The organism is Nonomuraea sp. NPDC049750 (genome assembly GCF_040659625.1).
Taxonomy (GTDB): Bacteria; Actinomycetota; Actinomycetes; order Streptosporangiales; family Streptosporangiaceae; genus Nonomuraea.
Genome location: NZ_JBFANB010000030.1, coordinates 107,113 through 132,989, shown reverse-complemented (window position 1 = coordinate 132,989; position 25,877 = coordinate 107,113). Strand labels below are relative to the sequence as shown.

Sequence of the window (25,877 nt, the reverse complement as noted above, 5' to 3'; positions counted from 1 at the left end):
CGCACATTCCCCCTTCTCCATTTCAGCCGCTCGGTGGCTAACCAGGCAGGGCCGGATGTCCCAAAACTTGGAGATGATCGGCGGCCGGGAAACCACTGGCTCGACGAGGAGCACCGCTGGACGGCGAGCTTCGCGCAGGTCCGCGCGCTGCCCGATGCGACTCTCGACATCCAGGTGACCCAGGAGTCTCCCTGCTGACGTCGGAGGGCGGCGACGTCAGGTGCTGGCTACACCGTAGGCGTGGAATTGGGCGTGCACGCGGTTGAGCAGGTCCTGGTCGGGTGGTGCGACGTCGGCCAGCGGAAAGTGCAGGCCGAGCTTGCGGTACTTGGCCGCCGCCATGCGGTGGAAGGGCAGGACGTCGACGTGTTCGACGTTGCCCAGTTGCGCGACGAAGCGGGCCAGGCCGTCCACGTTCTCTTCGGCGTCGGTGAGTCCGGGGACGAGAACGAACCGTATCCAGGTGGGGCGACCGAGTGTGGCGAGCCGGCGGGCGAAGCGCAGGGTCGGTTCCAGCGGACCGCCGGTCACTTTGCGGTAGGTGGCCGGGTCGGAGGACTTGATGTCGAGCAGGACCAGGTCGGTGTCGGCGAGCATGGTGTCGCTGGCGCGGTCGCCGAGCAGGCCGGAGGTGTCCAGGGCGGTGTGCAGGCCGCTGTCGTGGCAGAGGCGCAGCAGTTCGGCGGTGAAGCCGGGCTGGAGCAGCGGCTCGCCGCCGCTGATCGTGACCCCGCCGCCTGCCATCGAGATGAAGCGCCGGTATCTGTCGATTTCGGTCATGACTTCCCGCACTGTGACCTGGTGGCCGTCGCGCATCCGCCAGGTCTCGGGGTTCTGGCAGTACAGGCAGCGCAGCGGGCAGCCGCAGGTGAACACGACGAAGCGGGTGCCGGGGCCGTCCACGCCGATGGACAGGTCCCAGGAGCTGATCACGCCGGTGCCCGGTGGGGCCGGCGGGTGGCACAGCTCGGTGGCGGCCTGTTGGAGGTGGGCCTGGCGGGTGTTCACAGTGATCCGTGGAAGGTGCGGTTGATGACGTCGCGTTGCTGTTCGGGGGTGAGGCGGATGAAGTTGACGGCGTAGCCGGAGACGCGGATGGTGAGTTGCGGGTAGCGGTCGGGGTGCTCCATGGCGTCCAGCAGCACCGCCCGCGTCAGGACGTTGACGTTCATGTGAAACCCGGCGGCGTCGAAGTAGCCGTCCAGCACCCCGACCAGGTTGTCCACGCGCTCGGCCGGGGTGCGGCCGAGCCCTTCAGGGGTGGCGGTGTTGGTCAGGGAGATGCCGTCGAGCGCTTGGTCGTAGGGGAGTTTGGCGACCGACAGCGCGGAGGCGACCAGGCCGTGGCGGTCGCGGCCGTTGCTCGGGTTGGCGCCGGGAGCGAACGGCTCTCCGGCACGCCGGCCGTCGGGGGTGTTGCCGGTGTGCTTGCCGTACACGACGTTGGAGGTGATGGTGAGCACGGACTGGGTGTGTTCGGCTTCGCGGTGGGCGGGGTGGCGGCGGACCTTGGCCATGAACGAGCGGACCAGGTCGACGGCGATGGCGTCGGCGCGGTCGTCGTTGTTGCCGTAGGCGGGGTAGTCGCCGTCGATGGTGTAGTCGATGGCCAGGCCGCTCTCGTCGCGGATCACGTTGACGCGGGCGTGCTTGATGGCCGACAGGCTGTCGGCGGTGACGGACAGTCCGGCGATGCCACAGGCCAGGGTGCGTTTGACGGGGTAGTCGTGCAGGGCCATCTCGATGCGCTCGTAGGCGTATTTGTCGTGCATGTAGTGGATGATGTTCAGCGCGTTGACGTAGGTGACGGCCAGCCAGTCCATCATCCGGTCGAATGCCGCGGTGACCTGCTCGTAGTCGAGGTGGTCGCCGGTCAGTGCCGGGTACGCGGGGCCGACCTGTTCGCCGGTGATCTCGTCACGACCGCCGTTGATCGCGTACAGGAGTGTCTTGGCGAGGTTGACCCGGGCGCCGAAGAACTGCATCTGCTTGCCCACCGGTGCGGCCGAGACGCAGCAGGCGATGGCGGTGTCGTCACCGAAGCGCGGCCGCATCAGGTCGTCACTCTCGTACTGGATCGAGCTGGTCTCGATGGACAGTGCGGCGCAGAACCGCTTGAACGGCTGCGGAAGGCGCGGTGACCAGAAGACGGTGAGGTTCGGTTCGGGCGCGGGGCCGAGGTTGCGCAGGGTCTGCAGGTAGCGGTAGCTGGTGCGGGTCACCAGGGTGCGGCCGTCGGAGCCCATGCCGCCGATGGACTCGGTCACCCAGGTGGGGTCGCCGGAGAAGAGCTCGTCGTATTCCGGGGTGCGCAGGAAACGGACGATGCGCAGCTTGATGACCAGGTCGTCGATGAGCTCCTGGGCCCGCTCTTCGGTGATCAGCCCTTCGGCGAGGTCACGCTGGAGGTAGATGTCGATGAAGGTGGAGGTGCGGCCGAGCGACATGGCGGCGCCGTTCTGCTCCTTGATGGCGGCCAGGTAGGCGAAGTACATCCACTGGATCGCCTCGTGCGCGGTGTCGGCGGGGCGGGAGAGGTCGTGGCCGTAGGAGCCGGCCATCTGCTTCAGCTCGTCCAGGGCGCGAATCTGCTCGGCCAGTTCCTCGCGGTCACGGATCACCGCGTCGGTGGCGAAGGCGCCCTCCAGCGAGCGCAGCTCGGCCTGCTTGACCTCGATCAGCCGGTCCACGCCGTACAACGCGACTCGGCGATAGTCGCCGATGATCCGGCCGCGGCCGTAGGAGTCGGGCAGGCCGGTGATGACGCCCGCCCGGCGGGCACGCCGGATCTCGGGGGTGTAGGCGTCGAACACGCCATCGTTGTGCGTCTTGCGGTACTTGGTGAAGATCTTCCGTACCAGGGGATCGAGGGTGCGGCCGTAGGCGGCGAGGCCGGATTCCACCATGCGCAGTCCGCCCGCGGGCATGATGGCGCGCTTCAGCGGCGCGTCGGTCTGCAGACCGACGATCAGCTCACGGTCGGCGTCGATGTAGCCGGGACGGTGGGAGGTGATGGACGACGGCGTGGTGGTGTCCACGTCGTAGATCCCGCGCCGCCGCTCCTCAGGGAACATCGCCGAGACCTTCGCCCACACGGCCGTGGTGCGGTTCGTCGGGCCCGCGAGGAACTCCTCGCCACCTTCGTAGGGCCGGTAGTTGGCCTGGATGAAGGCGCGCACGTCCACCGCCGACCGCCATACCGCGCCATTGAAGCCGCGCCATGCCGCGAGTTCGGTGGAGTGGCCCGTGGTGGCCGTCATCGGTTCCCCCTCATGTCGAATGTCTGCCCTTCTTCGTAGTGCGGTGGGCCCGGCGTCAACCGCGGGACAGGACCACCTTGAGAGCTCCGGTAGCCGCCGGGTCGGCGAACGTCTCGTAGGCGGCGGCCATGTCCCGCAGGGCGAAGCGGTGGGTGATGAACCTGGTGGGGTCCAGCCGTCCGGCGGCGATCATGTCCAGGAGGGTCGGCGTCGAGTAGGTGTCGACCAGGCCGGTGGTGATGGTGAGGTTGCGGATCCACAGGTCTTCGAGGTGCAGGGTGGCTGGTGCGCCGTGGACGCCGACGTTGGCGACGTGGCCGCCGGGGCGTACCAGACGGGTGCACAGTTCGAAGGTTTCCGGGAGGCCGACGGCTTCGATGGCGACGTCGGCGCCCAGCCCGTGGGTCAGCTCGGCGATCGCACCGGTCGGATCGTCGCCCGCGCCTACGATCAGGTCTGCGCCGAACTGCTTGGCAGCCTCCAGTCGTGAGGGAGCGGGGTCGACGGCGACGATGTGGCTGGGCGTGAACAGCTGTGCGGTGGTGATCGCGGCCAGGCCGATCGGCCCGGCTCCGACGATCACGACCGTGTCGCCCGGCCGTACGTGGCCGTTCAGCACGCCGACCTCGTAGGCGGTGGGCAGGATGTCGGCGAGCATGAGCGCGGCCTCGTCGGTGACGCCGTCGGGCAGCAGGTGGGTGGAGGTGTCGGCGAACGGCACGCGGACGTGTTCGGCTTGGGTGCCGTTGACGCGGTGGCCGAGGATCCAGCCGCCGCCGCCCAGGCATTGGCCGAACATGCCGATGCGGCAGTAGCGGCAGCGCCCGCAAGCCGAGATACACGACACCAGCACCCGGTCTCCCGGCTTGGCGGTGCCGACCGAGTTTCCGGTGGCCGTGACGGTGCCGACCGCTTCGTGGCCGAGGATCGTGCCCGGCTCGACAGTGGGCACGTCGCCCTTGAGGATGTGCAGGTCGGTGCCGCAGATGGTGACCGCGTCCACGCGGACGATGGCGTCGGTGGGCTCGATCAGCCGCGGATCTGGAGTCTCCTCCCAGGACCGCTGGCCGGGACCGTGGTAAATGAGCGCCTTCATCATGCCTCCTGACTGCCTTCACCTTTCACGTTGGCCGGGATGGGCCGGCCTGAATAGGGACGAAGGTCCCGTTCCGTCGCTGCCTTTCGGCCGCGCCTACAGCCCGATCAAGGTCCTGCGCGCTGGCTCGCTTTGGTACCAATGGCACGCGGATCGGGGACTTCGTCCTGGCTACGACCGCCGAGCAGGTGATGAGCCGCCTCCTGGTCGGGCGGTCCGCACGAACAGGCGAACCGCCAGGTGGACGAGCCGCTGGCCGGCTAGGACCCAGCGGGCGCCGTGTTGGTTTTGTGGGGCAGCGGCAGGGGGGCGGTCGCGACGGTGAAGCGGCTGGCTCTGCGGTGGATGCGGTGTGCGTGGGGCGGTTCGCGGTGGCGCGCGGCCGCGGGGGCGTTGCGGTAGAACCAGCGTTTGCCGAGCTCGATGAGGGCCAGGTAGATGATCACCATGGTGGCCAGCGTGAGAAAGAACAGGCCGGGCAAGGGCTGGAAGCCGAGGGCGCCGGCGAGCGGGGTGGATGGCAGCAGGGTGCCGACGGTGACGACGCCGAGGGCGGCCAGCAGCAGGGGGAGGCTGGGGTGGCTGCGGAAGAACGGGATGCGGCGGGTGCGGATGGCGAAGATCACCAGGGTTTGGGTGGCCAGGGATTCGACGAACCAGCCGGTGCGGAACAGCGGCGGTCCCGCGTGGAAGATCTGCAGCATGATGGCGAAGGTGACGAAGTCGAACAGGGAGCTGATCGGGCCGAAGAACAGCATGAAGCGGCGGATCAGCCGGACATCCCAGTGGGAGGGGCGGGCCAGCTGCTCGGGATCGGCGTTGTCGGTGGGGATGGCCAGCTGGCTGGTGTCGTACAGCAGGTTGTTGAGCAGGATCTGCGAGGGCAGCATCGGCAGGAAACCCAGCAGGAGTGAGGCGCCCGCCGCACTGAACATGTTGCCGAAGTTGCTGGAGGTGCCCATGAGGACGTACTTCATGGTGTTGGCGAAGATCCGCCGCCCTTGTACGACGCCGTCGGCGAGGATGGCGAGGTCTTTCTCCAGCAGGAGCACATCGGCGGCGTCTTTGGCGACGTCGGTGGCCGACTCGACCGAAATGCCCACGTCGGCGGCGTGCAGGGCGACGGCGTCGTTGACGCCGTCGCCGAGGAAGGCCACATCCAGGCCGCTCCGGCGCTGCAGACGCACGATGCGGGCCTTGTGCTCCGGGCTGATCCGGGCGAACGCGGTGGTCTTGCCGATCAGCTCGGCCAGCCGGGTGTCGTCGGCGGCCTCGACGTCGGCTCCGGTGAGGACGCGCGCGGTGGGCAGGCCGAGGTCGGCGCAGACCTTCGCGGCCACTGCCGGGTTGTCGCCGGTGAGGACCTTGACGGTGATGCCGAGCTCGGCCAGGCGTCGCAAGGCATCGCGGGCGCCGGCCTTGGGCGGGTCGAGGAAGACCAGCAGGCCGCGGAAGATCAGATCGCGTTCGTCGGCGGTCGTGAGCGTGGTCGCACCGGGGGCCTCTCGGGTGGCCACGGCGACCACCCGGTTGCCGGCGGCGAATTCCGCTTCCAGCGCGGCGGCCGCCTGCGCGGGGACATCGGCGCACCGGGCCAGGACGGCCTCCGGCGCGCCCTTGCTGATGATCAGACGGTGACCGTCGTCACGTTCGACCAGGACCGAGACGGTCCGCCGTTCGTGGTCGAAGGGCACCAGGGCCAGCCGCCGGTAGCGGCCCAACCGCTGGTGCAAGGTGGCGGCGGCGGGCGAGTTCCACAGAGCCTGGTCCAGCGCGTTGCCGCCGACCACCCGTTCGCCACCCGGAGTGGAGCCGGGGTCGACGATGGCCTCGTCGCACAGCAGGCCGAGCTCCAGCGGCTCCTCACCGACGTGCCCGGCGGCGTCCAGGGCGCGCATGAAGCTGATGCGGCCCTCGGTCAGGGTGCCGGTCTTGTCGGTGAACAGCACCTCGACGTCACCCAGGTCCTCGATGCACACCAGGCGCTTGACGAGCACCTTGTGCCGGGCCAGCCGCCGGCTGCCGGCGGCCAGGCTGGTGGAGACCACCGCGGGCAGCAACTGCGGGGAGATGCCCACCGCGATCGCCAGGGAGAACAGCAGCGCGTCGATGACCGGCCGATGCAAGATCACGTTGATGATGAAGATCGTGCTGGTGAGCGCGGCGGCGACGCGCACCAGCAGCATGGAGAAGCGGCGCAGCCCCTTCTGGAACTCGGTCTCGGGGTGACGCTCGCCGAGCGCAAGCGCGATCTTTCCGAACTCGGCGCGGCCGCCGGTGGCCACCACGATGCCGGTGCCCGAGCCTTCGCGCACGACGGTGCCCATCAGCGCGCCGCACGTCAGCTCGGCAAGGGCCGTGCCCGCGCCGACCGGCTCCGTGGCCTTGGCCACCGGCAGCGACTCACCCGTCAGCGCCGACTCCTCACATTCCAGGTCGGTCACTGAGATCAGCCGCAGGTCGGCCGGTACGATCTCGCCCAGCCGCAGCTCGACGACGTCGCCGGGGACCAGCCCGGTCACCGCCACCGAGCTGGGACGGCCGTCCCGCCAGACCACGCAGCGATGCTCGATCTGGGAGTGCAGGGCCTCGGCGGCCTTCTCCGCGCGGTACTCGTTGACGAAGCCCAGCCCGACCGAGGCCGCCAGGATCGCCCCGATGATCAGCGCGTCTTTCGGCTCGCCGAGGAAGAAAGAGGCGACAGCGGTCACGGCCAGCAAGATCAGCAGCGGTGAGCGCAGTTGGCGGGCCAGCACCGCCGGCCACCGTGCCCGGTGTGAGCGCAGGGCGTTGGGCCCCAGCACCGCCAGCCGATCCCGCACCTGTTCCGTCGTCAGCCCCGCATGCTTGCTGCCCAGCCGGGCCAGCACCTCCTCGGCCGGCAGCGCTGCCGCGTCAGCGACGTCCAGCCAGGCCATGCCGCCAGGGCGGGCCGTCGCGACCATCATCCCCCCTTGCCTCCCACGGCTGTTCTTCCCTCGAATTGTGAGCGGTCAGCCACGGGGGTGTTAGAGGCCAAAGTCCCGAGCGCCGGTACTTGTGACCTGGAGCAGTGGCAAAGGCGGTCAGGCCCCGTGGGTCACGGTCCAGGGTCTCGATCGCCATCCACCACGGCGTGACTCTGACCTTCGGGGTGGACGATGTGGAGCCCGCTTTGCACGCGGGCTGGAGTGTCGTGCTGAGCGGTCGGGCCGGAGTCGCCACCGACGTCGAGGACGTCTGACTCGGACTCGCGGCGTCTAGAACGGGAGGGGCCGCCCGGACAGAGCATGACTCTCAGAGGTTGTGGATGCGGCGGCCCGTGATCTGGTGCGGGACGATGCGGATGTACAGGTGGCGCTCGCCGCCCGCCCACGGGGTGACGTCGGATTCGGTGACCTCTGACAGTTCGTCGGGGGATATGTGGTGGGCGGGGCCCTGTATGAGGACGCTCCATCCCTCGCGCTGGGCGTCGTCGATCCGGTCCACCTCGAATCCGACCTTGATCTCCACGCCGTCAAGGCCGGTGCGCAGGTCCTGGTCCATGGGGCCGCCGGATGCGGTGCGGAAGACGATGGAGCCGTCGTGCAGCTTGTAGTTGACGGGCAGCACGGTGGGGCCGTGGGAGCCGTTGAAGGCCACCCGGCCGATGCCGCCGGGCTCGATCAGCTTGAGGCATTCTTCGGAGTCCAGGCTCTCCAGCGTGGCAGCCGCCTTGGCTCGGCCGCGGCCGGGAGGCCGATCGACGCCTGCGCCGAGGAGGTCGTCGGCGGTGGTCTCCAAGGCTCCGGCCAGGCGGTATATGGCTTCGGCGGTGGGCGTGCCGGGCTGCTCCTCCAGATATTGCAGGTAGCCGGGTGAAATGTCCGCGCGTTCGGCGACCTGTTCGACGGTCAGACCGAGTCGTTCGCGGTGATGGGCGATGCGACGTCCGAGGTCGCCGGTGGCTGCCATGATCGTGTCTCCTTGTTCGCTGGTGAAGGTCAGTCTTGCCACGCCGTTGCTGCGTGCCTGCCGGTGGTCGGCGTCGATGAAGAGCTCGGAGCCGCGGAAGCGGATCGGCATGGACAGCACACCGGGCCGGTCGGGAAGCAGCGGGTTGAGATGCAGGCCGTCGCGGTGGATCTCCAGGCCCAGGTAGCAGCGCTCCAGTCGCGTGAGGTCACCAAGGCCACGGTCTTGGTCAGCGTGGCGCGTACGTCCGGCGCGAGGTCGAGCACATGTTCTGTACCGATCCGGTCCCTTCCGCGGATCACCTTGCGGGCGGGGGCGGCGTCGGTACGGGAGGCGAGCGCCACGGTGATCTGGGAGGAGCGGGTCACGGCGGTCAGCCAGGTGAGGCCGTGCTGGTCGCCGGTGTCATGGCCGGTGAGGTGGTCGCCGCGCAGCTCGCGGTAGCGGGCCAGGCCGCTGTTGGTGACCCTGCCGTCCAGGGCGGCGCGGACATGGAGCGGGCCCGACCAGTTCTCGGCGGTGAAGGTGGTTTCCAGCGCAATCGTGTGGGCCGGGAGGCCAACCCCCAAGCGACAGCAGCCCAGGCCACCGCGCGGATGGAGCCCGACCCGACTGGAACCCCCCGCCCTTGGCGGCGAGGAGCGCTTCAAACAAGCCATGCCAGGACGCTACCCGTGGCGGGGCCGGACGGAACACGACTGCCAGCCCGCTGTCGAGGTATCGCCGCAGGTCAGGAGGTCGCCGTGGTCGACGTCGACCGGCGAGTTCGGCGGCCGGGCGACGCGGTGGACGGGCCACGTACGGGCCATAACCGAGCCGGATGATCATTTGGGGGTGGCCGCGCCGGTGATGCGGGTCCCTGCGGTGGCGCATGTCGCGCAGGTCCAGGGGCTGGTTGAGGAACGACGCCGACAGTCCGTGCGCGGTGGCCACCAGCAGCACGCGTTGTAGTGCCTGTCCGGCTCGCAGCCAGTCGAGCGGTCGATCGCCGGGAGTGGTGAGCACCGCGAGGTGAGGACGGCGTTCGAACAGCGCCTCACCGGCGCGGCGCCCGAAATCCCGCGTTGGCGCCGGGTCCTTGAGGGGACGTGGCCCGTGCACGTAGCCCGGGACGCCGTCGAAGCGCGCCCCCGGCATCGTCCACGCGGCCAGTTCCGCCTGGTAGCCGTGGTCTCGAGCCAACTCGTCCTCGGCCATGGCGGCATACTCGAGCGTCTGCCCCACACCGCGCCGGTCGAGGAGCAGCAAGTGCGCCCCCTCGCGAGAGGCGGCGATGCGCCGCGCCGCAGCTCACATGCTGGGACCGCCCTCGCGGGTCGCTCACCCGCAGTCGCCGGTCGGGATCGGTCCGCAAACTGATCTCCTCACCGGACACGGTGAAGCGCCACGGCTGGGTGTTGAGCACGGAAGGCGCCTGACCGGCCGCGACGAGCAGCCGCCTGGCACCGAGTTCGGTGGCGAGTGATGGGGACATGACGCACCTCCCGCCACCCACGCTGTCGCAGGTGCCGCGCCCTCCGGCAGTGCCGTACGGCCTCGGCCTCGGTACCGAAGGTCCCGGCCATGGGGTCCGCGGCGATCGTTCAACGAGGGCTGATGGTCTCTGACGGGGCGAGACCTTCGGCGCAGATGATCATGCGGCTCGGGATCACCTTCGATGACAAGGAATCGGGCCGCTGGCCACTGTCCGACGTACTGGAGTGAGAGCCGAGCACTTATCGACCCGCGGGAGATGGACGTGGGCGCGTCTCGGGGTAAAACTGATCTTTATGATGGAAGGTGAGCATCGCCCGTTGATGCCGAATATGCGGCTGGATGAGTTGCTGGCCGAGCTGCAGGTGCGGCTGAATGCCGTGCTGTCCACCCGGGACCGGGTGCACGCGCTGCTGGAAGCCGTCGTGTCGGTGGGCAGCGATCTGGATCTGGAGACGGTGCTGCGCCGGATCGTGGAGACCGCGACCAAGTTGGTGGACGCCAGTTATGGTGCGCTGGGCGTGGTCGGGCAGGAGAACACACTCCTGCAGTTCATCCCCGTCGGGTTGAGCGAGGAGGAGATCGCCCGCATCGAGCACTGGCCGCACGGGCTCGGCCTGCTCGGGCTGCTGATCAAGGATGCCCGGCCGCTGCGCCTCGGCCGTATCTCCGATCATCCCGAGTCCTATGGCTTTCCTCCCGGTCACCCGCCGATGGGCACCTTTCTCGGCGTGCCCGTACGGGTGCGCGACGAGGTGTTCGGCAACCTGTATCTGACCGAGAAGCGCGGCGGTGGCGAGTTCGATGAAGAGGATGAAGCGATCGTCATCGCGCTGGCCACGGCCGCCGGGGTCGCGGTGGAGAACGCCCGGCTGTTTGAGGAGACTCGGCGGCGCGAGACCTGGCTGCAGGCCTCCTCGGAGGTCACCACCAGCCTGCTGTCCGGGGCCGACCCGCGCGAGGTGCTCACGATGCTGGCGACCCGTGCCCGCCAGATGAGCGACGCCGACCTGGTGAAGATTCTCATACCGGAGGAGAGCGGCCAGTCGCTGGTGGTGCGGTACGTCGACGGCGAGCACGCCGAGCAGGTGGCGGGCCTGACCTTCGATCTGACGGCCACCGCGGCCGGCCAGGTCTACACCTTCGGTGAGGCCGTCTCAGCGCAGGACCTGCACGAGACGAACTCGCCGTTGCGTCATCTGGGCTTCGGCCCCGAACTGCTGACGCCTCTGGGCATGGGGGAGAAGGTACGTGGCGTGGTGGCAGCGGCGAAACGGTCGGGCCGGCTGCCGTTCAGCGCCGCGGACCTGCGCATGCTGGGGGCGTTCGCCGGGCAGGCCGCCATCGCGCTCGAACTGGCCGAAGCCCGCCGGGACGCCGAACGCCTCGGCCTGCTCGAAGATCGCGACCGTATCGCCAAGGATCTGCACGATGTGGTCATCCAGCGGCTGTTCGCGATCGCGATGACGCTGATGAGCACCGTCCGGCTGGTGGACAAACCTGAGGCGTCGAGCCGGATGCGGCATGCGATCGACGAACTGGACGAGACCATCCGGCAGATCCGTTCGACCATCTTCGCCTTGCAGGGGTCGCACGAGACGGCCGAGCCGAGCCTGCGCGCGCAGATCGTGGAGTTGGTGGAATCCGCTCGTGGCCATCTCGGCTTCATGCCGGGCCTGCTGATGGAGGGCCGGCTCGACAACCGCGTGCCTGAACCCGTCGCCGAGCATCTACTGGCCGTCCTGCGCGAAGCGCTGTCCAACCTGGTCCGCCACGCCAAGGCCTCCAAAGCTGATGTTTCCGTCGAAGTGGCGGATGACGTTCTCACGCTGGCCGTTCAGGACAATGGCGTCGGACTGCCCGCCGGTGGCAGGCGAAGCGGCCTGCGCAACCTGCAGGAGCGTGCCACCGGGCTTGGGGGGTCCTTCGACGTCATCTCTCCAGAGACCGGTGGGACCGCTCTTCGCTGGAGTGTTCCTCTCTGATGCGCTCAGATTCGCCGTCGCACTTTGGACGAAGGCCCGTCATTCTCGCCGATCTGCCGGTTGGTCAGCCCCTCGCCGATCAGGTCGAGGATGTCGCGCTCCTGATCGGACAGCGCGATTACCCCGGTGGAGGCCACCGGCCGGCGCATCCAGCGGCCCGCCTGACCGTCCAGATTCGGCAAGCAGTTCGCCGACGGTGCAGCCCCACAGCATAGGCACCCCGGGATTTCGTCCCTGCGGCACCGCCGAGGAGCCGGGCGAGAGCGTCACCGCGGGCGATGTCATGAGTTAGGCGGCCGTGTCACCCACCGCCTGCCGCCGGAGGCTGCCGACTTCCTGCGCCATCAGATGGCGTAGCCGCGCGCGCAGCGGCGGTTGGTAGGCGTCGCCGTACGAAGTGCCGAAAGTCCCGCCATGGCGGGTCGTACGGCACTGCCCGCCGATCACTGGAGACGGTGTGATCGAGGCGTGAGAAGAGCCGCCAATCCGCACTGAAAGGGGGCCGTCATGGCCACCACACGTTCAACCCCCATGAACGTCGACACGAGCGACAGCGCCACTCGCCCGGTCGATTATGTCTGGGCGATCGCCCGGATCTCGATCGGCTGGATCTTCCTGTGGGCGTTTCTGGACAAGACCTTTGGCTGGGGCTTCGCCACCCCGGCCAACCGCGCCTGGATCTCCGGCGGCAGCCCCACCACCGGCTTCCTCAAGGGCACCGGCGAGAACGCGCTCGGCGGCTTCTTCAGCTCCCTGGCCGGACAGCCCTGGGTGGACTGGCTGTTCATGCTCGGCCTGCTTGGCATCGGCGCGGCACTCATCCTCGGCGTCGGCCTGCGGATCGCCGCCATCACTGGCAGCCTCATGCTGGTCCTCATGTGGGCCGCCGAACTGCCCCTGGCCAACAATCCCTTCATGGACGAACACCTCATCTACGCCGTCGTCCTGGTCGGCCTCGCCCTGGCAGGCGCCGGCACCACGCTCGGCCTCGGCAAGCTACCCATCGTCCAGCGCAACCCCTACCTCAAGTAGCGGATGCGTCGATGCCCACCCTCCAGCCCGAGGGCGGGCATCGCACTGTGTCGGCACATACCCGCTCACGGATCGGGCACAACGGCGAGCGCCCGGGGACCTTGTGCCCTGGCCGCCGCGCCGGCACGGGACGACGCTGGGGGCACATCGACGCACGCGGAGGTGGAGACGGTCATGGCCGATCACATGAGCCCGCTGGATGCGGTATTCCTGGATCTCGAAGACGAGGAACCCGAGGTGTCCATTGCGACTGCATCGATCGCCGTCTTCGAAGGACCGGCGCCCGCCAAGGAGGAGTTCCTCACGGCCATGGGAACCAGGCTTCGGCTGATGCCGCGCTATCGTCAGAAGGCCCGCCAGGTGCCGTTCGACCTTGGCTCGCCGGTCTGGGTGGACGACCCCGCGTTCGATCTGACCTATCACGTCCGGCGGGTGGCCCTTGCCCCACCGGGGGACGATCCGGTGCTCCACGAGCGGATCGGCGACATCATGTCGCAGCGACTCGATCGAGCCCGGCCCTTGTGGGAGTACTGGGTGATCGAAGGCTTGTCCGGCGGCCGGTGGGCGCTGTTGTCGAAGGTGCACCCTTGTCTGGCTGACGGGATGTCCGGCACGTACCCCAATCAGGCGATCTTCGACAAGTCGCCCGCAGGCGGGGCGGAGCCACCGCAGGACGTGTGGACTCCAGGCCCCGAGCCGTCCACTCTGAGCCTGGCCGCTGGCGCGCTGCGCGACCTGCTCCTCAGTCCGCTCGAACAGGCACGCATGATCGGCCGGGCGCTGGCCGCACCACACGCCACCATCCGGCGTGTCGCGGACACCGCGCGTGGTCTGATCGCTCTGACCGGTGCGCTGTGGCCCGCGAACGCCTCCACCCTGACCGGCCCGATCAGTGCGTACCGGCGTTACGCCGTGGCCCGCGCGTCGCTGACCGATGTCAGGAAGATCGCCCACCGGGCGGACGTCACCGTCAACGACGTGGCACTGTCCGCGATCAGCGGCGGTTTCCGCTACCTGCTGCTCCAGCGCGGCGAGGAGCCGCACGCGCGCGCGGCGCGTTCGCTGGTCCCGGTGTCGGGACGTGCCCGCGGCGAGGAGGGCGGATATGAGAACCGGGTTTCGCTGATGCCGGCGTTCCTGCCGGTGCACGTGGCCGACCCGGTCGAGCGGCTGCGCGTCGTGCACGAGCACCTCGCCGAATTGAAGGCGAGCAGACAGGCCCAGGTGGAGGAGGCGATGGCCGCGCTGGCGGGGCACGAGCCGTTCTTGCCCATCTCCTGGGGGTTGCGGCTGGCCGCCCACCTGCCGCAGCGCCACATCGTCACGGTCACCACCAACGTGCGCGGGCCGCGCGAGCCGCTGTACTTGCTCGGCCGGCGGGTGTTGGAGATCCTCCCGTACGTACCGATCGCCTTGCGGCTGCGTACCGGCGTGTCGATCTGCACGTACGGTGATCAGATCGCTTTCGGTGTCACCGGCGACTACGACAGCGCGCCCGAGGTCGAGCCGTTCGCCCGCACCATCGAGAACGAACTTCAAGCGCTGAGCCTCGCTTGCCGCCCAAACCCCGCCCTGGCGGTGGTCACGCCGCTGCGTTCCAAGGGTGCCCGGCCACGAAGGGTGGCCAAGCGTCCATCGACTGGCACGAAGGCGCCTCTGCGTCCGGCTACGACAAAGCCCCGCTGACGAGATCACCGCGCGGCAGTTCCTGCTCGCCGACACCACAGCGGTACGTCAACCGCGCCGCCGCGACTCGCGCAGCAAGGCGACGGTCGAGGGGAAGGCGGCCACCCCATGCTCGGTGATCTCCCGGACGAACGGTGCGTCCTTGGCGCTCACTCGTTACTGGGGCGAACAGGGTCCTTCGGCTCTTGCCTGACGGACTTCCGGCCCTGCACCGAGGCTGTGTGAGCGGGTGGGATGGAGAGGTGACGGAGGAGGGAAATCATGATCGTCGTTGGGGTGGATGGCTCGATGACCGCGCGGGCCGCGGTGGAGTGGGCGGTCAATGACGCTCTGCGGATGGGGGAGTCGTTGCGGATCGTGCATGCCGTGGACCGTTCGCCGTATCAGATCGGCAGGTTCCCCAATGCCGCGGTGCCTGACGCGTTGTTGCGGGAGGGGCATCGGATTCTGCGTGAGGCGCTGGCGCTGGCTCATGAGCGTCAGCCTGAGGTTGAGGGTGGTGCATGCCTGGCAGTTGCCGGTGCATGCGTTCGCGCCGGGGGTGCCGTACGAGATGGATGAGGTTCGTGGCGCGCAGCAGCAGATCGTCCGTGATCGGGTGGGAATGTTCACGGGGGGTTGCCCGCAGGTGACGGTTGTTGAGGACGTTCGGCCGGCGCTGCCGGTGGAAGCGCTCACCGACGCGTCCGCCGGAGCCGATCTGCTGGTGGTGGGCTCGCACGGCCACGGCACGGTGAGCGCGCTGCTGCTCGGCTCGGTCAGTCGCGGCGTCCTGCACCACACCCGTTGCCCGGTGGCGGTGGTGCGCGCATAGAGGCCCTGTGCCGACGGGAAGTCGACCCGCAACCAAAGCCCGGCGGCCGCCGGAATCCTCGGGGTGGACAGGTGCTTCGAAACCGGCGCTGAGCAGAAGAATTACGCGGGGCTGTCTCGCTCACCGGAACAGGACCGTTGAACGAAACCGGACATTGGCCTGATTATCACTCAATGTCCCTTATCTATCCGTCGTCGTCTCGCCTCCCCGCCCCCGATGCCGACGGTGAACCCCAGCTGGTGGCGATCGCCTACCCGGCCGAGCCCGACGGCTCGGCGAACAGCGTGCTGGGCAAGGTACGGCTGATCCTCGAGGCGTTCGGCCCGGATGACGAGAGTCTGGGCCTGTCCGAGATCGTCCGCCGCACCGGCGTCGCCAAGGCGTCGGTCCACCGGTTGGCCCAGGAACTGCTGCAATGGGGCCTGCTGGAGCGGCGCGGCTCCGAATACTGGCTGGGCATGCGCCTGTTCGAGATCGGGCAGCGCGTGCCGCGCCAGCGGATCCTGCGCGACGCGGCGCGGCCGTTCATGGAGGACCTCTACCAGGCGACGGGCGAAACCATCCATCTGGCGGTGTTGGACGGGCTGGAAGTGATCTACCTGGAGAAGGTGTCCGGTCACGGTCAGGTGTCCAAGCCGTCGCGCATCGCCGGACGCATGCCGCTGCACTGCACGGCGACCGGCAAGGCCCTGATCGCCTTCGGCCCTGGGGCGCTCTTCAGCGATGTCGTGGCCACCTCGCTGGCGCGCGTGACCCCCCGTACGATCACCGCGCCCAAGTTGCTCGCCCAGGAGATCCAGCAGGCGCGCAAGGTCGGGTACGCCATCGAGCGGGAGCAGACCCGCGTCGGCTATCTCAGCGTGGCCATCCCGCTCACCGGCGCCACCGGAACGGTGGTCGCGGCGCTGTCGGTGACGGCGCCGACCTTCCGCGCCGACGTCAACAAGTACGTGGGGCTGCTGAGCATGGTGAGCAGGCGCATCACGAAGTCGATCATGGTCGCCGACGGCGGCAGAAGCTGACACCCCCCGACCGGCCAGCCCATCAGGAACGTCTACAAGGCGCTTTCGATCGGGATTTCCGTCAGGAACATCGTCACGATCTCGGCCACTTCCGCGGCTTTGTGCTCCATGAGCGGGACCATGCCGCCGTCGACCACGGCCGACGTCACGCTCGGCGCCCCGGTGAGGTTCTCCCGGAGCGGAGCCATGGCCGGCAGCGCGAACGGGTCCGCCGCGGCGCCCAGCAGCAGCACGGACGTCTTGACCGAGCCGATCTTGTCCTCCATGTAGTAGCGCGCGCACGCCCGATGCCCCTCCGCGGGATCGACCCCGGGCGCCAGGGCGTCGTGCACGAACCGGTCGAGCAGGCTCGTGGCCGGGTCGGGATAGTACGGCTGCCGCAGCCGCCAGAGCGTGAGCAGATGGTCGCCGCCGGGGGAGTGCGCGGCCTCGTCCACCCCCGGACCGTCCGCGTGGGACCGGCGGAATCGGGAGTCGGTCCACGGGGTCGACGACAGGACGAGCAGCCCGACCCGCTCCGGCGCGGACGCCGCCAGCTCGACGGCCACCACGCCGCCGGTGTGGTGGCCCAGGACGTCGGCGTACTCGATGCCCAGGGCGTCCAGCAGGGCCAGCGCGCCGGCCGCGAAGAGTTCGATGGTGTGGGGCGCCGGGGCCTTCGCGCTGGCCCCGAAACCGACCATGTCCATGGCGATGACGCGCCGGTGCGGCGCCAGGAGGGGGATCAACTCCCGGAACTCGTCCCAGGATCTCGGGGTCTGATGCAGCAGCAGGAGAGGGCGGCCCGCGCCCTGCTCGGCGTAGTGCAGCTGGCCGAACGGCGAGTCGGCGTACCCGAATCGAAGGGGCGGCGTAATGTCCAAAACATCCTCTTATGTCGGCCGGAGGTAAGGTTGGCTTTCCCATCCGGAGTCTTGCCGGGCGCATCGGCGATCACTACCGGAGGGGACCGGTGGCCGGACCGGCGTGAAGGAGTCCCGATGTCGTCACAGATGTTCGCTGAGGCGTCCGGCTCCGGCGATGACGCGGACTATCCCAACTCGGTTCTCGGCAAGGCCCAGCTCCTGCTCGGCGCCTTCGAGTCGGGGGCCTTCGAGCTCCGGCTCAGCGAGCTCAGCCGGCGCTCAGGGGTGCCGAAGGCGTCGGCGTACCGGCTCGCGCAGGAACTGGTGCAATGGGGGCTGCTCGAACGCAGAGGGGACGTCTACCAGCTCGGCATGCGGGTGTTCGAGCTGGGGCAGCGGGTGCCGGTGGCGGCGGTGCTGCGTCGCGTGGCCCGGCCCCTGCTCACCGACCTGTTCGCCGCCACCCGGGCGACCATCCACCTGGCGGTCCTCGACGGCGGTCATGTGCTGTACGTGGAGAAGGTCGCGGGTGAGGCGAACGTCCATACGCACTCCCTGGTCGGCGGGCGACTGCCCGCGTCGTGCACGGCGACGGGGAAGGTGCTGCTCGCGACGTGCCCCGACAGGGAGGAGCGGCTCCGCCGCCTCGCGCTGACCGGCTGGCCGTCCCTGACGCCACGGACGGTCGGGTCCGTAGAAGACCTGCGGCGGCAGCTTGAAGTGGTCCGGGAACGCGGGTACGCGGTCGAGACGGAGGAGATCCTGCTGGGGTTCGGCAGCATGGCGGTGCCCGTCGCGCGCGCCGACGGAACGGTCGTCGCGTCGGTGTCGGCCGCGGCCCCGCTTGCGCGCCTGGTGACCAGGCGGCTGCTGCCCGAACTCCGCTCGACCGCCGCGGGCATCTCCCTGGCCATCGACCGCCGGACATGACCTGGCCGAAGCGCGTCTCCCGAGGCTCAGGCGACGCGGCCTCGGCCCGTCTCCGGAGGCGGACCCGGCCCGCCTCCGAAGAGTGACGCGGTCCCGGCCCGGCCCTGCTTCAGAAGAGCTCAGGCGACGCGGTCCCGGTCGGCGGCGAGTTGGAGGGCCACGTCGATGATCATGTCCTCCTGCCCGCCGACATACCCCGCCTCGCCGACCCGCTGCAGGATCTCGTGCGCGGGCACGCCGTACCTCAGCGCGGCCCGTTCGGCGTGCAGCAGGAAACTGGAGTACACCCCGGCGTACCCCTGGGTGATCGCGGAACGGTCGGCGAACGGCAGGCGCGGCAGGAACGGCTTGACCACGTCCTCGGCGGCGGCGAGCGCGCCTTGGACGTCCACGCCGGTCGGGACGCCGAGCCGTTCGAAGGTGGCGACCAGCACCTCGGTGGGCGCGTTGCCCGCCCCGGCGCCGAGCGCGCACAAAGCGCCGTCGATCTGGCGGGCGCCGTTCTGGGCGGCCAGGACCGAGTTGGCCACGCCGAGGGACAGGTTCTGGTGGCCGTGGAAGCCGACCTGCGCCTCCTGGCCGATCTCGGCGACCAGCGCGCTGACGCGCGCCTGCGCCTCGCCGAGCACGAGGGCGCCGGCGGAGTCCACCACGTAGACGCACTGGGCGCCGCCGTCGACCATGATCCGCGCCTGCCTGGCCAGCTCGGCCGGGCCGATGCGGTGCGACAACATGAGGAAGCCGACGGTCTCCATGCCCAGGTCGCGAGCGGCGGCGAAGTGCTGGAGGGAGACGTCCGCCTCGGTGCAGTGGGTGGCGATCCTGGCCACCGACGCGCCCGCGCCGTGCGCCTGCTTGAGGTCCTCCACCGTGCCGAGGCCGGGCAGCAGCAGTACGGCGATCTCGGCGGAGACCGCCTCGTCCACCGCGGCGGCGACCAATTTGATGTCGTCCTCAAGAGAGAACCCGTAGTTGAAGGACGAGCCGCCGAGACCGTCACCGTGCGTGACCTCGATCACCTCTACCCCGGCCTGGTCCAGGGCGTGGACGACACCACGTACCTGCTCCTCGGTGAAGCGGTGGGCCATCGCGTGGCTGCCGTCACGCAGGGTGGAGTCAGTGATTCTGATCTTGTCGGTCACGCGGAGACCTTTCCGAGCGCGAGCTGCTCGCCCACGCGGGCGGCCGCGGCGGTCATGATGTCGAGGTTGCCGGCCCACGGCGGCAGGTAGTCGCCGTTGCCGCGGACCTCCAGGAACACGGCCACGCGGGCATGACCGTTCCAGACCTCGCGCGGGCCGTCGAACTGGGGATCGGCGCGCAGGGCGTATCCGGGCACGTACGCGGCGACGTCGGCCACCATCGCGTGGATCGAGGCGGCGATGGCGCCGGTGTCGGCGTCGGCGGGGATCGCGCAGAACACGGTGTCCCGCATGATCATCGGCGGGTCGACCGGGTTGAGGATGATGATCGCCTTACCGCGGTCCGCGCCGCCGACCTGCTCGATGGCGCGGGCGGTGGTCTGGGTGAACTCGTCGATGTTGGCCCGGGTGCCCGGCCCGGCCGAGCGGGAGGCGATCGAGGCGACGATCTCGGCGTACGGCACCGGCACCACGCTGGAGACCGCGTGCACGATCGGGATCGTGGCCTGCCCGCCACACGTGATCATGTTGAGGTTGGGCACGTCCGACAGACCGGCCAGGTTCACCGGCGGGCACACGAACGGTCCGGCGGCGGCGGGCGTCAGGTCGATGGCCTTGATCCCGGCCTCGGCGTAGCGCGGGGCATTGGCCAGATGCGCCTTGGCAGAGGTGGCCTCGAAGACCAGGTCCGGCAGCCGGTCCTGGGCCAGGAGCCAGTCCACGCCGCCCGCGGACGCCTCGACGCCGAGGGCGCGGGCGCGGGCCAGGCCGTCGGAGGCCGGGTCCACCCCGACCATGGAGTGCACGTCGATCGCTTCGCTGCGCAGCAGCTTGACCAGCAGGTCGGTGCCGATGTTCCCGGGGCCGACGATGGCGGCGCTCAGCCTGGTCAAGCGATCTCCTCCTGGAAACGGGCGGTCACGGTGCCGATCCCGGCGAAGGTGGCGCTGACGATGTCCCCGGCGGTGACCGGGATGGCCACGGTGATCGATCCGGGCAGGACGACGTGTCCCGCCTCCAGGGCGACACCCTGCTCGCCGAGGGTGTTGGCCAGCCAGACCAGCGCGTTGAGCGGAGAACCGAGCACGGCGCCGCCCGCCCCGGTCTGGACCAGGTCGCCGTTGCGGTGCAGCAGGCAGCCGGCCAGCGCGAGGTCCACGGTCTCCAGCCGGATCGGGCGGGTGCCGAGCACCACGCCGCCGCTGGAGGCGTTGTCGGCGATGGTGTCGGCCAGGGTGATCCGCCAGTCCGCGATCCGGGAGTCGATGATCTCCAGCGCGGGCAGCAGGAAGTCCACCGCCGCGACGGCCTCGGCCGTGGTCACCCCGGGCCCGGACAGTGGACGCTTGAGCACGAAGGCGATCTCCGGCTCGATCCGCGGCTGCAGGAAGCGGCGGGTGTCGATCGGGGCGCCGTCCAGGTGGAACATGGAGTCCAGCAGGTGTCCGTAGTCGGGCTGGTCCACGCCGAGCTGGCGGCGCATCGCCGCCGAGGTCAGGCCGACCTTGTGACCTTTGACGACCGCGCCGTCCGCGACCAGGGCGTCGATCTGGTGGCGCTGGACGGCGTACGCGTCCGCCACCGACAGCTCCGGATAAGTGGTGGTAAGTGGCTGGATCGGGTCGCCGGTACGGTACGCCGCCAGCAGATCGGCGGCGGCCTTCTCCACGGAGCCTGGCTCCACAATCGCTCCTCTCGCAGTTCTTGACATGGGTCGTTCGGGAGTGCCGACGCGGCCGGAAGGGGGCCGCGCCGGCGCTGGGTCTACGAGGGGGCTGGGTCTACGAGGGGAACGCGCTGTGCATCCAGCGGGCCGACACCTGCGCGCTCTCGTAGGGGTCGGCGATGTCGGGACGGTCCACCTCGACCATCAGCCACCCGTCGAAGTCGCCGGGCAGGTTGGCGATGATGCCGGGCAGGTCGAGCTCGCCCCGGCCGGGTTCGACCCACAGCCCGGCGAGGACGGTCTGCTGGTAACCCCAGTCCTTCTCGCGACCTTCGGCGGCGACGCTGAGCCGGCAGTCCTTCACGTGCACGAACGGGATCCGCTCGGCGTAGTCCTTCACGAACCGGCCGACGTCGGCGCCGGCCCACGCCAGGTGCCCCGTGTCGGGCAGGAAGCCGAGCCGGGAGGCCGGAATGGCGTCGAGCACCGCCCGGCCCTCCTCCTCGGTCTCGATCCAGGTGCCGACGTGCGGGTGCAGCGACGGCCGGACGCCCTCGGCGGCCATGGCGTCGGCGATCCGCCCGATCAGCGCCGTCACCGCCTCGACGCGGGCGTCGTCGGCGTCGTACGCCTGCGCGGGGTGCGCCACCCGCGGCTTGTCCTTGCCCATGCCCATGCCCAGGCCGATCTCGGTCATGCCGAGCCGGGCATGCTGGCGGGCGGTCTCGGCGGCGCCGGCCACGACGTCGTCCTCGGTGCCGTCCCTCCCGTCCGAGCGGCAGACGAAGTAGCCGGGAGCGAGCGTCAGGCCGGTCTCGTCCAGGAGCGCCTGGTACTGCTCCACGGTCCAGCCGGCCGGGACCTCCGCCATGACGACGTCGAATCCGGCCTGCTTGATCAGGGACAGCCGCTGCTTCGGCTCGGGCGCGAGGGACGGGTCCAGCCATCCGTCGTCGCTGGCCATCCATTGGATCGGGTTGAGCGCGATCTTCGGTGTGCCGGACATATGGCTTCCTTTCAATAGATGGGGGGTCAGGATTTGGGGGCTAGTTCGCCGGCGAAGTGGCAGGCGGCCCGCTGGCCGGTGGCCGTGAGGGTGAGCTGGGGGTCGACCTCGGTACAGATCGTCCGCTCCGGATTCGCCAGCGGGCCGATCGGGCACCTGGTACGGAACCGGCAGCCGGAGGGCGGGTTCGCCGGGCTGGGCAGATCACCGGGCAGCACGATGCGCTCGCGCGAGCGCGCCGAGACCGTGGGGACGGGCGACGACGACAGCAGGGCGGCGGTGTAGGGGTGCTGCGGGTTGCCGTAGACGTCGGCGGCGTCGCCGTGCTCCACGATCCGGCCGAGGTACATCACCGCGACGGTGTCGCTGAGGTGACGTACGACCGACAGGTCGTGGGCGATGAACAGGTAGCCGAGCCCGAGTTCGTTCTGCAGCTTCTCCAGCAGGTTGATGATCTGCGCCTGGATCGACATGTCCAGCGCGGAGACCGGCTCGTCGAGGATGAGCGCGCGCGGCTGCCGGGCCAGCGCGCGGGCGATGCCGATGCGCTGGCGCTGGCCGCCGGAGAACGCGTGGGGGTAGCGGTCGAGGTACTCGGGGCGGAGCCCGACCTGCGTCATCAGCGATCGTGCCTCGTCCTCGCGCTCCCGCCGGCCGATCCCTCTGAACGCGAGCGCCTCGGCCAGCGACTGCCGGATGGTGCGGCGCGGGTTCAGTGACGCGTACGGATCCTGGAAGAGGTACTGCACCGAGGAACGGACCCGGCCCAGATTCTCCTCGCCCAGCGCGCTCACGTCGGCGCCGTCGATGAGGATCGAACCGTCGGCGACCTGGTTGATGCCGACGATGCTGCGCGACAGCGTCGACTTGCCGCAGCCGCTTTCGCCCACGAGCCCGAGCGTGCGGCCCTGGTGCACCGTCAGGCTTACCGAGTCGACCGCGTACACGGGTGGTTCGCGGTGGAACAGTCCGCGCCGCCGGGATCCGACGTCGACCTTCTGGTCCCGTACCTCCAGCACCGCCGTGGCCACAGGGGGAGCGACCTGCTCGGTCTGTACGGTGACGGTGGGGACAGCGGGGCCGGGATCGTGGACCGAGATGTCGACGGCCCGCTGGGCGACGAAGCAGGCCGCCGCCTGACCGGCGTCACCGATCTGGAGCAACGCCGGTGGCTCCTGCTCGCAGGCTTCCTCGGTGAAACGGCACCGAGGGGCGAACGGGCAGCCGGGTGGCGGCGCGGCGGGGTCGGGCGGCGCTCCCGGGATGGCGGGCAGCGGCTGGCCGATCCGGTCGTCGTCGAGGCGGGGCATGGCCGCCAGCAACGCCGCGGTGTAGGGATGGCGCGGACGCTCGAAGACCTGCTCGACGGTGCCCTTCTCGACCGTGCGGCCGCCGTACATGACCACGACGTCCGTGCAGAGCTCGGCCACCACGCCCATGTCGTGGGTGATGATCGCGATGGCGATGCCCAGCTCGGTGCGGAGCCTGGCCAGCAGGCGCAGGATCTGCGCCTGGATGGTGACGTCCAGAGCCGTGGTCGGCTCGTCCGCGACCAGCAGCGCGGGGTCGTTGGCCAGGGCGATCGCGATGACGACGCGCTGGCGCATGCCGCCGGAGAACTGGTGCGGATAGTGGTCGATCTTCGTCTGGACGTCGGGGATGCCGACCTGCTCCAGGAGCTCGATCGCGCGCTCGCGCGCCGCCCGCTTGTCGACGCCGTGGACCGTCATGGCCTCGACGATCTGGTCGCCCACCTTCATGACGGGGTTGAGCGCGGACTGCGGGTCCTGGAAGACCATCGCCACCTTGCTGCCGCGCCGCCGCCGCATCTCGCGTTCGGGCAGCGTGAGCAGGTCCTCGCCGTCGAAGCGGATGGAGCCGGCGACGACCTCGCCCGGCGGGCGGAGCATGCGCATGATGGAGCGCGCCGTGACCGACTTGCCGGAGCCGGACTCGCCGACGATGCCCAGCACGTCGCCCGGGTAGATGTCGAAGCTGACGTCGTTGACGGCCTTGACGCCGCCCTTCTTCAGGCGGAACTCCGTACGCAGGCCCTCGACCCGCAGGAGCGGCACGCCCTTGGAAGTCGGCAGCGGTGACTCGGTGGTGTTGGGGGAGGTCATCGGCGGTTCACCGCCTCGTTGAGCGCGTCGGACAGCAGGCTGAAGCCGATCGCGAGCAGGAGAAGGAGCAGGGCGGGGCCGATGATGTACGTCGGCGCCTGGGTGACGAAGCGCAGGCCGTTGTTCAGCAGCACGCCGAGCGAGGGCGTCGGCGGCTGCACGCCGAGGCCGACGATGCTCAGCCCGGCCTCGATGTAGACGCCGACGACCATCCAGACGGCGCCGTTGACGACGATCGCGTCCATCGCGTTCGGCAGGACGTGGCGTACGAGCAGCTGCCAGCGCGAGACGCCGATCACCCGGGCGGCCAGGACGTACTCCCTGCTCTGCTGGCTCAGCCACGCGCCGCGGGCCAGTCGCCCGGCGGTGGGCAGGCCGCTGATCAGGATCGTCAGGAAGAGCGCCGGCCAGCCCGGCTGGAGGATGGCGACCAGGCAGATCCCCAGGATCAGGCCGGGGAAGCCGATGATCACGTCGAGCAGTCGCTGCACGGCGGCGCCCAGGCGTTCGGAGATCGCGCCGGTCAGACCGAGCAGCGTGCCGATCGCCATGCTGAGGGGCACCGCGGTGAGGATGAGGCTCAGGTCGATGCGCAGGCCGTAGACGCTGCGGACGAAGATGTCCCGGCCGAACTCGTCGACGCCGAAGATGTGCGCGCCCGACATCCCGGTCAGCGACTGCGGGCCCTGCTGGTCGTAGCCCCCCGGGAACAGCACGGGCGCGAGCAGCGCGGCCAGTCCCAGGAGGAGGAGCATCGACAGCCCGACCACGCCCTTCGGCGTACGGAAGGCGGACAGGTAGCGAGCCAGGGTCGGGTTCAGCCGCCGGCGGGCCTGTGGCGGCGCCGCGTCGGAGGTTGCCAAGGGGCCAGATGTCAGGGGAAGGTCTGCCATCCCTACTCTCCCAGTTTGATGCGCGGGTCGAGGGCCGCCAGGACGACCTCGGTGAGGATCTGACAGATCACCGCCACGAAGACGATGGCGAGGATCAGTACCTGCAGCACGGTGAAGTCGCGGGTCTGCACGCTGGAGACGGCCAGCTGGCCGAGGCCGTTGCGGTTGAAGATCGCCTCGATGATGACCGCGCCGGCCAGCAGGTTGCCCACCTGGAGCCCGACGGCGACGACCGCCGTGCCCACGCTGTTGCGCAGCACGTGCCGGACGGTGATCCGTGCGGCCGACGCGCCCTTGCTCAGGGCCAGGTCGACGTAGTCCTCGTTCTTGGCGGCGAGCATCTCCGCCTGCAACAGGCGGGCGACGACCGCCGCCGAGGGCAGGGCCAGCGCGATCGCCGGCAGGATCAGGAACTGGAAGCCGATCACTGGATCGTCGACGAAGCTGACCTCGCCGCTGACGGGCAGCCAGCGGTTCAGTACGCCGAAGACGAGGATCAGCCCCAGCCCGGTGAGGAACGACGGGATGGCGACGAAGAAGCTGTTGATCAGGTCGAGGCCGGCCCGCGCCCAGCGGCGTCTGGCCGAGCCGACCAGGACCCCCAGGAGCGTTCCACCCAGGATGACCAGCAGCGTCGCGAACACCGACAGCTCCACGGTGCTCTTGAGCCGGTCGCCGATCAGGCTCGCGACGCTGCGGTGCAGGAGGTAGGACTCTCCGAGGTCGCCCTGGAGGAGCCCGGCGATCCAGTCCCAGTACTGGAGCACGAGGGGCCGGTCCAGCCCCAGCTGCTCCCGGATCGCGGCGATGGTGGCCGCGGTCGGATCCGTGCCGGCGAGGGTGACGGCGACATCCCCCGGTGCCAGGCGAGGCAGGGCGAAGGCGACGATCGAGCTCGCGAAGAGCACGAACACCAGCGATGGGATCTTGCGTATCAGGAACCGGACCATCGTCTCGATACCGCCAGTCGG

At 69.7% G+C, this 25,877-nt stretch carries 22 protein-coding genes and 2 pseudogenes; 8 read left to right on the top strand and 16 right to left on the bottom strand.

Features of this window, described 5'->3' with window-relative positions:
- Positions 1-198 (top strand): hypothetical protein (locus tag AB0J16_RS47165; protein WP_358552438.1); only part of this gene is annotated, 198 nt, incomplete at its 5' end.
- A gap of 18 nt (positions 199-216) precedes the next feature.
- Here the strand turns inward: AB0J16_RS47165 and pflA are convergent.
- The 6 genes and pseudogenes from pflA to AB0J16_RS47135 form a co-directional block, all read right to left on the bottom strand.
- The gene (pflA, locus tag AB0J16_RS47160; RefSeq protein WP_358552436.1) at positions 217-1,008 is read right to left on the bottom strand and encodes a pyruvate formate-lyase-activating protein; all 792 of its coding nucleotides are present in this window, start codon (positions 1,006-1,008) and stop codon (positions 217-219) included.
- Positions 1,005-3,260 (bottom strand): formate C-acetyltransferase, encoded by a 2,256-nt coding sequence (gene pflB / locus AB0J16_RS47155; RefSeq protein WP_358552434.1) that lies wholly within the window; start codon positions 3,258-3,260, stop codon positions 1,005-1,007. Before pflB ends, pflA begins: the two co-directional genes overlap by 4 nt.
- 55 nt (positions 3,261-3,315) lie before the next feature.
- Entirely contained in the window at positions 3,316-4,359 is a 1,044-nt protein-coding gene (locus AB0J16_RS47150; RefSeq protein WP_358552432.1) for a zinc-dependent alcohol dehydrogenase family protein, read from the bottom strand.
- Between the two features lie 257 nt (positions 4,360-4,616).
- A complete protein-coding gene (gene mgtA, locus AB0J16_RS47145) occupies positions 4,617-7,304 on the bottom strand; it encodes a magnesium-translocating P-type ATPase (protein WP_358552430.1) in 2,688 nt (895 codons plus the stop codon).
- Positions 7,305-7,632: 328 nt separating this feature from the next.
- Positions 7,633-8,400 carry a pyridoxamine 5'-phosphate oxidase family protein gene (locus tag AB0J16_RS47140; RefSeq protein WP_358552444.1) on the bottom strand — a complete coding sequence of 256 codons (768 nt, stop codon included), beginning with the start codon at positions 8,398-8,400 and terminating at the stop codon, positions 7,633-7,635.
- A gap of 149 nt (positions 8,401-8,549) precedes the next feature.
- Positions 8,550-8,948 (bottom strand): annotated as a pseudogene (locus AB0J16_RS47135) (hypothetical protein); the annotation flags it as partial.
- A gap of 1,137 nt (positions 8,949-10,085) precedes the next feature.
- Here AB0J16_RS47135 and AB0J16_RS47130 point away from each other — a divergent pair.
- Positions 10,086-11,747, top strand: coding sequence for a GAF domain-containing protein (locus tag AB0J16_RS47130; RefSeq protein ID WP_358552428.1), 1,662 nt, complete (start codon positions 10,086-10,088; stop codon positions 11,745-11,747).
- A gap of 44 nt (positions 11,748-11,791) precedes the next feature.
- Here the strand turns inward: AB0J16_RS47130 and AB0J16_RS47125 are convergent.
- Positions 11,792-11,863: pseudogene (locus AB0J16_RS47125) on the bottom strand (DNA-binding response regulator); the annotation flags it as partial.
- A gap of 172 nt (positions 11,864-12,035) precedes the next feature.
- Positions 12,036-12,194 carry a hypothetical protein gene (locus AB0J16_RS47120; protein WP_358552426.1) on the bottom strand — a complete coding sequence of 53 codons (159 nt, stop codon included), beginning with the start codon at positions 12,192-12,194 and terminating at the stop codon, positions 12,036-12,038.
- Positions 12,195-12,254: 60 nt separating this feature from the next.
- Here AB0J16_RS47120 and AB0J16_RS47115 point away from each other — a divergent pair, with 60 nt between their 5' ends.
- From AB0J16_RS47115 to AB0J16_RS47095, 5 genes are all read left to right on the top strand, one after another.
- A complete protein-coding gene (locus tag AB0J16_RS47115) occupies positions 12,255-12,779 on the top strand; it encodes a hypothetical protein (RefSeq protein WP_358552424.1) in 525 nt (174 codons plus the stop codon).
- Between the two features lie 174 nt (positions 12,780-12,953).
- A complete protein-coding gene (locus AB0J16_RS47110; RefSeq protein WP_358552422.1) occupies positions 12,954-14,465 on the top strand; it encodes a wax ester/triacylglycerol synthase family O-acyltransferase in 1,512 nt (503 codons plus the stop codon).
- Between the two features lie 261 nt (positions 14,466-14,726).
- Positions 14,727-15,026 (top strand): universal stress protein, encoded by a 300-nt coding sequence (locus AB0J16_RS47105; RefSeq protein WP_358552420.1) that lies wholly within the window; start codon positions 14,727-14,729, stop codon positions 15,024-15,026.
- Positions 14,938-15,279: a universal stress protein gene (locus AB0J16_RS47100; RefSeq protein ID WP_358552418.1), complete on the top strand. Its 342-nt coding sequence runs from the start codon at positions 14,938-14,940 to the stop codon at positions 15,277-15,279. Before AB0J16_RS47105 ends, AB0J16_RS47100 begins: the two co-directional genes overlap by 89 nt.
- 173 nt (positions 15,280-15,452) lie before the next feature.
- A complete protein-coding gene (locus AB0J16_RS47095; RefSeq protein WP_358552416.1) occupies positions 15,453-16,301 on the top strand; it encodes an IclR family transcriptional regulator in 849 nt (282 codons plus the stop codon).
- Between the two features lie 32 nt (positions 16,302-16,333).
- Here AB0J16_RS47095 and AB0J16_RS47090 read toward each other — a convergent pair whose 3' ends face one another.
- Entirely contained in the window at positions 16,334-17,164 is an 831-nt protein-coding gene (locus AB0J16_RS47090) for an alpha/beta fold hydrolase (RefSeq protein WP_358552414.1), read from the bottom strand.
- Positions 17,165-17,281: 117 nt separating this feature from the next.
- Here AB0J16_RS47090 and AB0J16_RS47085 point away from each other — a divergent pair, with 117 nt between their 5' ends.
- Positions 17,282-18,076, top strand: a complete 795-nt coding sequence (locus tag AB0J16_RS47085; protein ID WP_358552412.1) for an IclR family transcriptional regulator — start codon at positions 17,282-17,284, stop codon at positions 18,074-18,076.
- Between the two features lie 119 nt (positions 18,077-18,195).
- On the opposite strand, the gene dmpG is transcribed toward AB0J16_RS47085, so the two are convergent.
- From dmpG to AB0J16_RS47050, 7 genes are all read right to left on the bottom strand, one after another.
- Complete coding sequence (gene dmpG, locus AB0J16_RS47080; RefSeq protein ID WP_358552410.1) at positions 18,196-19,218, bottom strand: 4-hydroxy-2-oxovalerate aldolase; 1,023 nt, start codon at positions 19,216-19,218, stop codon at positions 18,196-18,198.
- Positions 19,215-20,111, bottom strand: a complete 897-nt coding sequence (locus AB0J16_RS47075) for an acetaldehyde dehydrogenase (acetylating) (protein WP_358552408.1) — start codon at positions 20,109-20,111, stop codon at positions 19,215-19,217. The genes dmpG and AB0J16_RS47075 overlap by 4 nt, the downstream gene beginning before the upstream one ends.
- Positions 20,108-20,902, bottom strand: a complete 795-nt coding sequence (locus AB0J16_RS47070; RefSeq protein WP_358552406.1) for a 2-keto-4-pentenoate hydratase — start codon at positions 20,900-20,902, stop codon at positions 20,108-20,110. Before AB0J16_RS47070 ends, AB0J16_RS47075 begins: the two co-directional genes overlap by 4 nt.
- Positions 20,903-20,999: 97 nt before the next feature.
- Positions 21,000-21,890 carry a sugar phosphate isomerase/epimerase gene (locus tag AB0J16_RS47065; RefSeq protein WP_358552404.1) on the bottom strand — a complete coding sequence of 297 codons (891 nt, stop codon included), beginning with the start codon at positions 21,888-21,890 and terminating at the stop codon, positions 21,000-21,002.
- Positions 21,891-21,916: 26 nt separating this feature from the next.
- Positions 21,917-24,013: an ABC transporter ATP-binding protein gene (locus AB0J16_RS47060; protein WP_358552402.1), complete on the bottom strand. Its 2,097-nt coding sequence runs from the start codon at positions 24,011-24,013 to the stop codon at positions 21,917-21,919.
- Entirely contained in the window at positions 24,010-24,876 is an 867-nt protein-coding gene (locus AB0J16_RS47055) for an ABC transporter permease (RefSeq protein WP_358552400.1), read from the bottom strand. The genes AB0J16_RS47060 and AB0J16_RS47055 overlap by 4 nt, the downstream gene beginning before the upstream one ends.
- A gap of 32 nt (positions 24,877-24,908) precedes the next feature.
- The gene (locus AB0J16_RS47050) at positions 24,909-25,856 is read right to left on the bottom strand and encodes an ABC transporter permease (protein WP_358552398.1); all 948 of its coding nucleotides are present in this window, start codon (positions 25,854-25,856) and stop codon (positions 24,909-24,911) included.
- Positions 25,857-25,877 lie beyond the last annotated feature (21 nt).

Bases quoted from the DNA above. Each gene is read 5' to 3' on its own strand.
- pflB (WP_358552434.1), bottom strand. From the start codon at position 3,260: ATGACGGCCACCACGGGCCACTCCACCGAACTCGCGGCATGGCGCGGC.
- AB0J16_RS47150 (WP_358552432.1), bottom strand. From the start codon at position 4,359: ATGATGAAGGCGCTCATTTACCACGGTCCCGGCCAGCGGTCCTGGGAG.
- mgtA (WP_358552430.1), bottom strand. From the start codon at position 7,304: ATGATGGTCGCGACGGCCCGCCCTGGCGGCATGGCCTGGCTGGACGTC.
- AB0J16_RS47140 (WP_358552444.1), bottom strand. From the start codon at position 8,400: ATGCCGATCCGCTTCCGCGGCTCCGAGCTCTTCATCGACGCCGACCAC.
- AB0J16_RS47130 (WP_358552428.1), top strand. From the start codon at position 10,086: ATGCCGAATATGCGGCTGGATGAGTTGCTGGCCGAGCTGCAGGTGCGG.
- AB0J16_RS47115 (WP_358552424.1), top strand. From the start codon at position 12,255: ATGGCCACCACACGTTCAACCCCCATGAACGTCGACACGAGCGACAGC.
- AB0J16_RS47110 (WP_358552422.1), top strand. From the start codon at position 12,954: ATGGCCGATCACATGAGCCCGCTGGATGCGGTATTCCTGGATCTCGAA.
- AB0J16_RS47105 (WP_358552420.1), top strand. From the start codon at position 14,727: ATGATCGTCGTTGGGGTGGATGGCTCGATGACCGCGCGGGCCGCGGTG.
- AB0J16_RS47100 (WP_358552418.1), top strand. From the start codon at position 14,938: ATGAGCGTCAGCCTGAGGTTGAGGGTGGTGCATGCCTGGCAGTTGCCG.
- AB0J16_RS47095 (WP_358552416.1), top strand. From the start codon at position 15,453: ATGTCCCTTATCTATCCGTCGTCGTCTCGCCTCCCCGCCCCCGATGCC.
- AB0J16_RS47085 (WP_358552412.1), top strand. From the start codon at position 17,282: ATGTCGTCACAGATGTTCGCTGAGGCGTCCGGCTCCGGCGATGACGCG.
- AB0J16_RS47065 (WP_358552404.1), bottom strand. From the start codon at position 21,890: ATGTCCGGCACACCGAAGATCGCGCTCAACCCGATCCAATGGATGGCC.
- AB0J16_RS47060 (WP_358552402.1), bottom strand. From the start codon at position 24,013: ATGACCTCCCCCAACACCACCGAGTCACCGCTGCCGACTTCCAAGGGC.
- AB0J16_RS47050 (WP_358552398.1), bottom strand. From the start codon at position 25,856: ATGGTCCGGTTCCTGATACGCAAGATCCCATCGCTGGTGTTCGTGCTC.